The 12,362-nt window shown below is 48.8% G+C and carries 5 protein-coding genes; 4 read left to right on the forward strand and 1 reads right to left on the reverse strand.

Annotated elements, in window-relative coordinates:
- The first annotated feature begins 149 nt into the window (after positions 1-149).
- The 4 genes from ICL07_RS02070 (at position 150) to ICL07_RS02085 (ending at position 10,651) form a co-directional block, all read left to right on the forward strand.
- Complete coding sequence (locus tag ICL07_RS02070) at positions 150-1,733, forward strand: ATP-binding cassette domain-containing protein (RefSeq protein ID WP_188086288.1); 1,584 nt, start codon at positions 150-152, stop codon at positions 1,731-1,733.
- 5 nt (positions 1,734-1,738) lie between these two features.
- The gene (locus ICL07_RS02075) at positions 1,739-2,332 is read left to right on the forward strand and encodes a TetR/AcrR family transcriptional regulator (RefSeq protein WP_188086289.1); all 594 of its coding nucleotides are present in this window, start codon (positions 1,739-1,741) and stop codon (positions 2,330-2,332) included.
- A gap of 358 nt (positions 2,333-2,690) precedes the next feature.
- Positions 2,691-9,737 (forward strand): T9SS type B sorting domain-containing protein, encoded by a 7,047-nt coding sequence (locus ICL07_RS02080; protein ID WP_188086290.1) that lies wholly within the window; start codon positions 2,691-2,693, stop codon positions 9,735-9,737.
- A 5-nt stretch (positions 9,738-9,742) separates the two neighbouring features.
- Positions 9,743-10,651: a PorP/SprF family type IX secretion system membrane protein gene (locus ICL07_RS02085; RefSeq protein ID WP_188086291.1), complete on the forward strand. Its 909-nt coding sequence runs from the start codon at positions 9,743-9,745 to the stop codon at positions 10,649-10,651.
- A gap of 85 nt (positions 10,652-10,736) precedes the next feature.
- On the opposite strand, the gene ICL07_RS02090 is transcribed toward ICL07_RS02085, so the two are convergent.
- A complete protein-coding gene (locus ICL07_RS02090; protein WP_188086292.1) occupies positions 10,737-12,278 on the reverse strand; it encodes a S8 family serine peptidase in 1,542 nt (513 codons plus the stop codon).
- Positions 12,279-12,362: the final 84 nt, after the last annotated feature.

Raw genomic sequence — 12,362 nt, forward strand, 5'->3', positions numbered from 1 at the left:
AGGGTGGCAAAACATTTACATACAGTTATTTAAAAATTCATAATAAACTAATTGTCAATATATTAAAACCATTATTTTAATTTGACAATTTTGTCTAACAAAAAAAAATAATTAATACCATCTTTGTTTACTTAAAATCAAGGAATCCCGTGGGCTTAATTATAAAATCACTGCATTATGTTCATCCGGATAATACGGAGCTATTCCATGACCTGAACTTTATTCTAAACGACGGAGAAAAGGCCGCACTGGTAGGCATAAACGGCGCTGGTAAATCAACGCTGCTCCGTCTCCTTTCCCGGCAACTGGAATTAACATCGGGGGAAATTATCCATTCGGAGATACCCTGGTATGTACCCCAGCATCTGGGTGAGTATGACGGCTGCTCTGTTGCCCAGGTATTGGGCGCAGACAAAAAGCTTCGTGCATTGCAGGCTATTCTGAACGGAGATACGGATGCCCTGCACTTTACAGCCCTGGATGATGACTGGGAAATCGAAAACAAAGTTAAGCAGGTACTGGAGAAATGGGACCTGGGTAAGATAGATGAAAACCGGTTGCTGGGGAGCTTAAGCGGCGGTCAGAAAACGAAAGTTTTTCTTGCGGCCATGGATATGAACAGCCCCGATCTTATTTTGCTGGATGAGCCTTCCAATCATCTGGACATCAAAACCAGGATGAAACTGTATGCAATGATCCGGCAAAAAAAATCCACTATGCTGATCGTGAGTCATGACAGGACCTTGTTGAATCTCATGAACAAAACGCTGGAGCTGAGTGAAAAGGGAATAGAAACATTTGGGGGAAATTTCGACTTTTATCAGCAGAAAAAACAAGAGCAAGTCAGCGCCTTACGCGCCCGGCTAAACGAACAATCCAAAACGTTAAAGATATCTGAGAAAAAAGCCTCCGATATGGCCGGCCATCGGGCACAGCAGGAATCCAGGTCGGCAGCCATGAGCGGATCCATACCCCGTATTATCGCCGGTGGCTTAAAAAACAAGGCAGAACGCAGTACCGCGAGGATGTTGAACGCACACGAAGAAAAGATAGCCTCATTACTGCATAATATGGAAGAGACTAAAGCACAAATCCAGGAGTACGAAGTGCTTAAAATTGATATCACAAACCCCGAACCGAATCCGGGAAGTTTACTGATTGATATGGCTAATATTAACTTTAAGTACAGTGATCGCCTCTTATGGAATAATCTTAGCTTCCAACTTAAATCCGGTGAGCGGGTACAAATCCAGGGTGAGAATGGCAGCGGAAAAACCACCTTGCTCAAAATTATCACACGGGAGCTGCCGCCCGTTGAAGGCAGTTATCATAGTGCTGCATTTTCGTACTTTTATCTTGACCAGGACTATTCCATGATAAACCCGAAACGCAGTGTTTATGAACAAATTGAGGAATACAATAAACGCGGGCTGGACGAGCAGGAATTAAAAGAAATCTTGGTTCGTTGCCAGTTTACCCCGGCGGATTTCGATAAAAGATGTGCCGGGTTAAGTGGCGGAGAGCGCATGAAATTATCGCTGGCTTGTTTGTTGGTGAGTAACCAGGCGCCGGATTTACTGATCCTGGATGAACCCACCAATAACCTTGACATTAAGAGCCTGGAAGTGCTGACCCTGGCTGTAAAAAATTTCCGGGGTACCTTGCTGGTGATTTCGCATGACGATTATTTTATCGATGAAATCGGGATTGATTATCGTATCAGTTTAACTTAACACATATGCCTTTAAAAAATACAGGGACCGAACAGCTTATAAAAGACACGGCTAAACGTTTACTTTTCGCAGAAGGGAAACTGCATGCCACAACGCAGGAAATAGCCGATGCCGCCGGGGTTAACAGAACCGCCCTTCATTATTATTTCCGTTCGAGAGACCTGTTGATAGCCGCTATATTCCAGGATGCCATGCAGGACCTGAGCCGGCGCCTGGCCGAATGTATGACTGCCGACCTACCTTTTAAAGCCAAAACGGAAAATATTATTGCGGTTTTTCTCAAAGATATGATGGCCTTTCCCTATCAGGAAACCTTTTTGGTAACGGAGATCAATACACTCGGCAAACAACTGATCAACAACATCGAATCAGGTCCTGTAAAGTCCTATTTAAAAGAAGCTGCGGATGAAATGAAGAAAGGAACCATTGAACAAATGAACCCTGTTCATTTCCTGATGAACTTATTTTCTCTTTTGTCGTATCCCTTAATCATGGCTCCCCTTTACCAAAAGCTATTCCAGTTATCTGACAAGAATTTCAAGGCGTTGATAGCCGAGCGCGGCCAACTTATTATTGGCTTGTTATTTAGAGAACAATAAAGAAACCACTATTCTTATCTAGTAAAAGAAATAATCCCTGTCTTTTCGTATATCCGACAGGGTATGTCATACGGGGTTTTTCCCGGGGACCATTGAATAATTAAAAATATCTCTATCTTAGTACCCGATTACAGTATCGGCCCAATAGAATTTGCTGCCACCTTATACGTACAAGAAGACGGGTCGGACCAATACCTAATTACCAAAATCTTATTCATATCTATATAGAAGACCCTCGTTCGAACACACTTTTTTCAACACTACCACTGATTACCTATCCTCATCGGTAGTCCTACCTTTATTGTTATATATCCTTTATCCATGCATAAACAACAGTCAGTAACGCATAAATATATTTATGGAGGAATTTTACATTAAACCCAAATACCGTTGGGACATGCGGCGTATTGTCCAGGTGTACCGCCATTACTTGTTGTTATTAGTGATTACAGGCTTTTCTCAATGCCTGATGGCGCAGACTGGTAGTGCGAACGTACTCTCCGTTATGTCAACCGCTCTTGGCGATTTCAGCTATAACAGTATTAAGGCAATGCATCACAGGGGTATGAGCGATCATACTACGCTCCACCTCCAGGCGCCGCTCAACGTAGGACCTATCATTGCTAACCTCGGTGGCGACATGGTTTCCTACACAGAACAGGCAGCCCCTGTACACCTGGATTTAGCCGGCAATGCACAGGTCATTGATGCTGACTCTCCTAACTTTGAAGGTGGCAGCATCTCTGTTAGCATTGCCAATGGTTATACAACCGGTGACATCCTATCTGTACAAAATACCAGTCGCATATCAGTGAGTGGCAGCACGCTTAACTATAACAACGCTCCCATTGGCGTCATCTCCGGCGGAACGGCAGGTCAGGATTTGGTGATCACTTTCAACTCAACTTTTGTTACACCGGCTATTGCTGCAGAGATCATCACGACCATTGCCTACAGTTCTTCCTCCGATGATCCCACCAGAACGAGTCCCATGCGTCTTATACAGTTCACGGCAGCAGATGGCGATGGTGGCACCAGTGTTCCTTCCGTCGTAACTATAACTGTTGCAGCAGTCAATGACTCACCGGTCATCACCTTCTCATCATCCACCCGTAGTGGCGACGAGGACAGCCAGATATCGCTAACCGGTGCAGGTACCTTTACCGTAAACGACGAGGACAACGGCCCCAGTGACCTCACCATCAGTTTTGATGTAACAGCAGGCTTTCTCCAAACAACCATTCCTACCGGCAGCGGTATCAGCACAATAACCGGCAACAACACCAAATCACTGGCTATTACAGGTTCGACAAGCGCTATTAATAACTGGCTGAGCCAGCCTGACGCGATCACCTACAGAGCGCCAATCGACTTTAACGGCAGCCAGACCGTACAACTGACTCTGAGTGATAATGGCGCTACAGGCGGAGCTTCCACTCCCGATACAAAAAATCTTACTGTCAACGTTGCTGCGGTCAACGATCCCCCTGCACTCAGCTCCAATCCCAGCGTACTGACGGGCACCGAAGATGTACCCCTCTTCATTAATACCTATATAGCCAGGGATGTGGACAATGATGGCGGTGATGAAACACTGACCCTCACCAACACCGCTTCAGGTAAGTTTACTGCCGTCGACGGTGGTAACGTAGTCGTAACCGGTAGTAACACCACTGCATTGACACTGACTGGTTCCATTACAGCGCTGAATACCTTTATTGCAGGTAATAAAATAACCTTTACCCCTGCGCCAAACTACACCAGCCTGGCAGTAATCAAGGGGGTATTAAAGGATAATGGCCATACCGGCTCGGGCGGTATCCTGTCAACATCTCCGGTTGATCTCACCATCAACTTCTTACCGGTCAACGATGCCCCAACGGTCACCATCAATACAAACCCGCTCGGCGTGAATGAGGATAAGCCGATCTTTATTAACAATATCACGCTGGCAGATATTGATATCGCGAATACCGATGGCATTCTGACACTCAAAACAGATCATGGTACCTTCTCTGCTGCTGCCTCGTATCCGACGTTGCCTGTTACTATTGTATCCGGTAACAATACGAATACCCTGGTGTTAAGTGGCAAATTGTTTGAACTTAATCAGTATGCCGGCAAGAGTACCTTCGGGAATAAAATCACATTACTTCCGCAACTCAATTATAACGGTGCGGCTACCGTCACAGTCACCTTTGACGATAATGGCGGTAACGGTGCCGGCACCCACCTTACAGATACCAAAACCATTACGGTGAATTATACCGCTGTAAACGATGCGCCGAGCATTACCTACACCGCCAGCCTCGTTGGTACGGAAGATCAGCCGCTGACATTATCCGGCGTCACTTTCGCCGATGTGGATGCCGGCAGCGCGCCCGTAAAAGTCACGTACTCCGTTCCTTCCGGTACCATTGCAGGTGAAAGCGGAGGTGGTGTAACGGTAACGGGTAAAGGTACCGCCACACTGGTAATGGTAGGCAGCATCACAGACGTCAATACCTATATCAGCACAGGAAACCTGGTATACACGCCGGCTGCCAACAACACGGCAGACGTAGGCTTAACGATCAACGTCAACGACCAGGGCAACACCGGTATAGACCCGGGTACCAGTGGAGATGCCAGCAGCGAAAGCGCGCAGATTACCCAAACGCTGAGGTTTGCCGCTGTTAATGATGCACCCACCCTGTCTGTCCCCACATCAATCGACGTAACAGAAGACGTAACGACCATCATCAGGGGCATCACCGTAGCGGACGTAGATGCGGACCCCAATGACGTACGACTTACCTTCAAACTGCCCGCCGGTACAGGCACGCTCAATGCAGCGGTTTCAGGCACCGTCTCAGTAGGTACGGCGCCGAACTCCGTCAGCCTGACGGGTAAGCTGGCGGATATCAATAGTTATATTGCAGGTAACAATCTTACCTATTCACCCTTCCTGAATCTCAACGGCGATATAAACCTGGACGTTGAACTGAACGATCTGGGCAACACCGGCGCTGAAGGCTCTGAAGGCGCCAAAGCGGCCAACGCCACTATCGTATTACACATCCTCGCCGTAAACGATGCTGGTGCAGCACCCATTGTCCCGGTTTCTCCATTTACGGTACGGGAAGATGAACCCACCGCTATCACTCCGCTGGCCTTTGCAGATGCGGATGCCGGCAATGGCATCGTAGCGGTGACCATATCCGTACCCAACGGCTCCGGTACCATCAGCGCTACAGATGCTGGTGGCGTAAGTGTCAGCGGCAGCGGTACCAGCGCAGCTACGCTGTCCGGCACCATCACTGATATCAATGCCTTCTGCGCTGGCGGCCTTGTGTTCTACACTACAGCACTCAACAGCACAGGTACTGTTACCTGCAACGTGAGCTATAACGACAATGGTAATACAGGTACAGGTGGTTATATGATAAGCGGTTCAACGTTTAATATCATTATCACCCCGGTAAACGATGCGCCGGTCATCTCCGCTCCTGCTACTATCAGCGTGGATATGAACAGCACCCTGGTATTTAATATACCCAACAACATCAGCACCAGCGACGTAGACAACATCAGCGCTCCCATGCGCGTGAAACTGACGGCTACCAATGGTACGATGACATTGACCCCATTAGGAGGTATTACCTTTGTTTCCGGTGGGCCGGGTACCAATGTAACCTCCATGGAAATAGAAGGTACCCCTGCTAATGTCAACGCTGCTTTGTCAACGCTGACCTATAGACCCAATGGCAACTATTATGGCGCAGCTACCATCACCGTAGTGGCCGATGACCAGGGTAATACCGGTACAGGTGGTGCACTGGAAGATACAAAGGTGATTAATATCAACGTGAATCCCACCTTCCCGATACTCACCAATGTAACTTCCAACGCCCCCAACGGTTTCTATAAACCAGGCGACAACATTGATATCCAGGTAACCTTCCATATACCAGTAACGGTTACCGGCACACCACAACTCACGTTGGAAACGGGCGCTACTGATCGTACCATTAATTATGTAAGTGGCACCGGCACCAATACCATCACTTTCAGATACACCGTGCAGCCAGGAGATCAGTCAAGCGATCTGGATTATATTTCAACCACCGCACTCTCCCTGAATGGTGGCGCTATTAAGAGCGCTTCAGGCTTCGACGCACAGCTTACGCTGCCTGCGCCTGGCACCGCCGGTTCACTGGGCGCCAACAAAGCCATCATCGTCGATGGTATCATACCCACTGTATTGGGCGTAGCTGTTCCTGGCAACAAAACATATGTAGCGGGTGAAGTATTAACCTTCAGGATCACTACTTCTGAAATAGTAGCCATTGCGGGTAGTCCAACGCTCACCCTCAAAATTGGCGACAAGAACGTCAACGCTAATCTTTTAAGCGGCAATGGCGCTAATGTGCTTGTCTTTAGTTATACCGTAGTACCAGGTGACCTGGATAGCGACGGCATCCAGGTGATAGCACTGGCACTCAACAGCAGTGTCATCAAAGATGGAGCGGGTAATGATCTGGACCTCACCCTTAACAACGTAGCGCCTGCCATCAACGTAAAAGTAGATGCGGCAGCTCCAACAGTGACCAGTGTGACCGTTCCCCCCAACGCTACCTACGTATCAGGTCAGGCATTAAACTTCACCGTAAATACGGATGAAAATGTAATCGTAATAGGGCAACCCAGACTTACTTTGAAAATCGGCAGTAGGAATGTTGATGCAGTATTCATCGGTGGAACCGGCACCAGTGCTCTCACATTCAGCTATCTTGCCGGCACGGGTGATCTCGATACAGATGGCATCGATGTAGTAGCCCTGACATTGAATAACGGCACCATCAAAGATGCAGCAGGTAATAACCTGGTACTCACGCTCAACAACGTAGGGATAACGACCGACGTAAAAGTGGATGCTGTCAGCCCCGGAGTTATCAGCGTAGACGTTCCGGCCAGCAAGACTTACAAAGCAGGCGAAGCGCTCATCTTCACCGTTCACTTTTCCGAACCGGTACTGGTAACCGGTACACCTTACTTTCTTATAACGATAGGCGCCATCAACAGAGCCGTCGTCTATAGCGGCGGCAGCGGTACTGCTGATCTCACCTTCAGCTATACCACCGTCAATGGCGACGAGGACTACGACGGTATAGCCGTCGACTTTCTCATTTTACCGGGCACCGGCTTCATCCACGATGCCGCTGCCAACCGTGCTGACCCATCACTCCGTGGTGTTGGTAGCACCGCCAATGTGAAAGTAGATGCTGTTATTCCTACGGTAACATCCGTCAACGTTCCTGCCGTCAAAACCTATATTAGCGGCCAGGTATTGAACTTCTCTGTCAATATCTCTGAAAATGTAACTGTAACGGCAACGCCTATACTCTTACTGAAAATAGGCAATGCTATCGTTAATGCCGCCTACACCGGTGGTGGTGGCACCAACCAGCTCAACTTCGCGTACACCATTATGGACGACGACCTTGATATGGATGGCATCGAAATAACAGGTCTTTCCTTCAACGGTGGCAACATCACAGACGCAGCAGGTAATGCACTGCCACTTACGCTCAACAATGTTGGCAACACCAGCGCCGTACTCGTGGATGCCGTAATACCGGTAGTCACCAGTGTAGCCGTTCCGGTTGCTAAGATTTATACCGCAGGTGAAATACTCACGCTGACTGTCCACTATAACAAACCAGTACTGGTAACCGGTTCACCTGTCATTAATACCACTATAGGCGCTGCTACCAGGGCATTTACCTACAACGGTGGTACAGGTACCAGTGACCTCACCTTTAGTTATACTGTAGCAGCAGGCGACCTGGATAGAGATGGTATCACCATCCCGGGCAACATCACCCTGGGAACGGCTACTATTAAAGATGCCGCTACCAATAACGCAGTCCTTACACTCAACGGCATTGGCAACACCAGTGCGGTACTGGTAGACGCTGTACCACCTGTGGTTACGCCCGGCCAGTCCTTCAGCGTGAATGAGAATAGCGCTGCCGGTACTGTGGTAGGCGCCGTAACAGGCTCCGATCCCGGATCTACAGGTACTCTTCAGCAATGGAGCATCGTGGACAATGTAAACCCTGACGGTGACGCCAACCCTGCATTCGCCATCAATCCCGCTACCGGCGTGATCACGGTAAATGATGCCGGCGACCTGGATTATGAAAAGAATACCACTTTCATCATCCGCGTGAATGTGAGCGATGGTGCCAACACCAGCGCGACCGAAAACGTGGTCATCAACCTTAATAACCTGCCAGAACCACCGACCAGCATCAGTTTCGCAGCAAACACACTGACTGAAAACGGCGCAGCCGGCGATGTTGCAGGTTCCCTGTCTTCCACTTCCGATGAACCGGGTGCCACCTTCACCTATACGCTGACAGCCGGTGCCGGTAGTGAAGACAATAACGCTTTCACGATCGCGGGTACACAGGTATTAGCCAGCCAGGCATTTAACTATGAAGCAAAATCCAGCTATAACATCCGGGTACGTTCTACCGCACAAAATGGTGAGTTCCTGGAGAAAACCTTTGTAATCAGCATTACCGATGTAAACGAAGCGCCCACATTGGATGCCATCAGCCCGGTTACCTATTGCGCCACCGCCAACGAAATAGCTATCCCGCTGACCAATGTGACCGCCGGCCCTGAAACAGCACAGACGGTAACAGTTACAGCGACCAACACCAACAATGCGCTGTTCTCTTCTTTTGCGCTGACAGGTAATACCCTGGGTTTCAAATTCGCGCCTGGCGCCAACGGCACCGCTACGGTTACTGTTACCGTGAAAGACAATGGCGGCACCGCCAACGGCGGTACAGACCAGGTGCAGCAAACATTCGATATCTCCGTAACCAGTCTCTCTGCACCGGTTATTACCAGCAATAAAGGCGTACTGGTATCAAAAGGTGAAACGGTATTACTCACCGCCACCGGTGGTACCACCTACACCTGGACGGCGGATATGCCCGCCAGTATCATCAGTGGGGAACATACCCCTGTTGCTACGGTAAGACCACAGCAGAAAGTAGTGTACACCGTTACCGCCGCTAACGCTGCCGGATGTACGGCGCAACAGTCCATCACCATCGAGGTGAAAGACGACTACAAAGTCGACGCTACCAACATCATGTCACCCAATGGAGACGGTATCAACGATCGTTTCGTGATTAAAAACATCGACAGTTATCCCAATAATGAACTGAAGATTTTTGATCGCAGCGGACGCATGATCTATACGAAACGCAGCTATCAGAACGAATGGGACGCGACATTAAATGGCAGGCCACTGGAGGAGGGCACGTATTACTATATACTCGACTTCGGCCCTGGTTTACCTAAGGTGAAAGGCTTTATTACCATCATCAGAGATAAATTCTAATCAGGATGAAAAAGGTATTTTATATACTCCTGCTACTGGCAGGAACACAAAGTGTAAAAGCGCAACAGTGGGGTAACGCCACCACTTCTCAGGTGGACCCGCTGGGACCACAATATTTTCAAAATCAGTACCTGGGCAACCCCGCTTTTGCAGGGATTGACACCGGGCTTCACCTCAATGCCGCTTACAGAAAGCAGTTCAGGGATGATCCCGGCGTACCGGTTACCATGGCCGTTACCGCCGATTACGCCGCCGGTAAAAGAGTGGGCGTAGGTATGTCTTTTTATAATGACAAAGCCGGCCTGCTTTCCAACACCCGCGTAGCTGCTACCTATGCGTACCATTTGCCCCTTACGGCAGCTGGTACGCAACAGCTCCACTTCGGGCTGTCGGTTGGTTTCCGTACGGAATACATCGACCGGAAAGGCGTTAATGGCGATGCCACCGACCCTTCTATCGGCCGTTTTAACCGTCGGGATAATTACTTCGATGGAGACTTCGGTATCGCCTATACGGGTAACGGATGGAACCTCCAGGCAGCTTTGCCCAATATGGTCGGTTACTTTAAATCGGATAACAAAACCCAGGTCAACAGCGCTACATTTTATACGGCTGCCGGTTACAAAATCGCCATCGGCTCACAGCTCACTTCCATCGAACCCAAGGTATGTTTCCGTGGTGTGCGGGGCTTTGATAATATCGTAGACATGGGGGCTAATATCGCCTTTCTTGATAACCAGGCAAACCTGTACGGTATGTACCATACCTCCGGGAACTTCACAGTGGGCGCCGGTTACGAGATCGCCCGTACGGTGGGTATCCTGCTCAGCTACTCTTCCCAGACAGCGGGCCTGAGTAACTATCTCTCCGGTAATTTTACATTGGGTATCAGAGCAGACCTGTTCAACAAATAACACCATTATCAAAACAAAACGGGTGTCTCCTTGTGGAGACACCCGTTTTGTTTTTTTCCATCAACCAATAATCACGAACCAATGACTAGTTACCAACAGCGGTGGCAACATTTACGTAGCCCCATCCAAATTTAGGATCCCTGCCGGGATAATTGCTGGAAGCACGTTTTAATCTCGCTACGATACTGTCTTTCGGATAGCTGGGATATTTACTCCATACCAGTGCCGCAATACCTGCCGCACTCGCTGTTGCCACGGAAGAACCACCTACTGTATTGGGGTCGTTACCGGTAGCAGCAGTCGTCAGCGGATTTCTTTTAGTACCATTTTTTTCCATGATAACGGTAAAGGCTACCTGTGTACCGCTATGGCAGTCTTCACAAGCAGTATTAGGCGTTTCTGTAACACCTGTCACCGCCAGCACAGAAGGCAGATAAGCCGGATAAATTACGCCCAGCAACGGCCCAAAGAAGGAATTGGTCGTACCGGCAGCGCAGAATAACAGTTTGCCTTTGTTGCTGGCATAGTTCACCGCATCCGTAATCTGACCGGCTTCAAAGATGGTACCCATGCTCATGCTGATGATTTTCACAGAAGCATTATCACCACCCAACACATAAGCATCTGAAATACCCTGTGTTGATTCAGAAGAAGCGATCACCACATTATCTGCAGCGTGTACCGTGATCAGGTTACAGTTGTAGGCAATACCGGCACTGCTGCCGCTTACGCCTCTGGGCGCAGCGATAACGCCGGCCATTTTGGTACCGTGTCCGCATACATCTGCGGGTGTTCCACCAGGATAGGTGGCAATTTTTTCTATGGTTCTACCGCTGGAAACACCCTGGTTAAAAGCGCTGCCCAGGTTAGCCTGGTCAGGGCTAACACCTGTATCAATCAGCATCACCTTTACATTGGCGCCGGTAGATTGGGTCCATGCCTGCGGAATGCTCTGCAGTGCATAGTTCCAGGACTGTTTGGCAGCCGGTGTGATATTGATATAATCCACCCCTGCTACCAGGGATTTAGGCAGATTAGCATCACAGCCGAAAGTAAACAGATCGGATTCTGTAGACGCACCTGAGCGGCCTTTCGGCGACTCGGCGTCATACATGTATTTGGCGTAGCTGGAAGGCTCCGCATAACGTACCAGTCCGGACGCACGCAGTGCCTTTACGGTAGCGAGGTGGCTGGCTTTTACATAAAACACGGGCAGTTTGGAAGCCTCATAGGTAATGAGGGATTTTACCGCTGCACCAGTAACCTTTTCATTTTCGAGGATCAGGTTTAAAACATTTTGTCTCGCGGCTGTCCACGCATCGCTGTGGATGTCTATTTTATCGATGATGGCATCCAGGTTGCCTGTACCGGCAGCCTGGTAACCAACAGCCAAAATACTATCCCCCTGTACCAGGGCGCTCCACAGTGCGTTATCGTTTACCATTTTCCAGTTGAAACGGCTATTTTGACGAAGTTGTTCATTCACCAATGCATTGATAGCAGATTTTGGCATTACTTCTTTCGGGTTTTCCTGGGCGCCGCCAGGATTCAAAACCGTTTCCTGTCTGTTACAGGAAACTACGACAGCCACGAGGACAACGGCTGCCAATAAGTTGGAGATTTTCATGAATAAAATTTAAGGTAAACAAATTTTTAAGTGAATTAATCAGTGGTTCTTCAATTATGGCGTTAATGGAAATAAGTTGAGGGA

Source organism: Chitinophaga qingshengii, assembly GCF_014529935.1.
GTDB classification, from domain to species: domain Bacteria; phylum Bacteroidota; class Bacteroidia; order Chitinophagales; family Chitinophagaceae; genus Chitinophaga; species Chitinophaga qingshengii.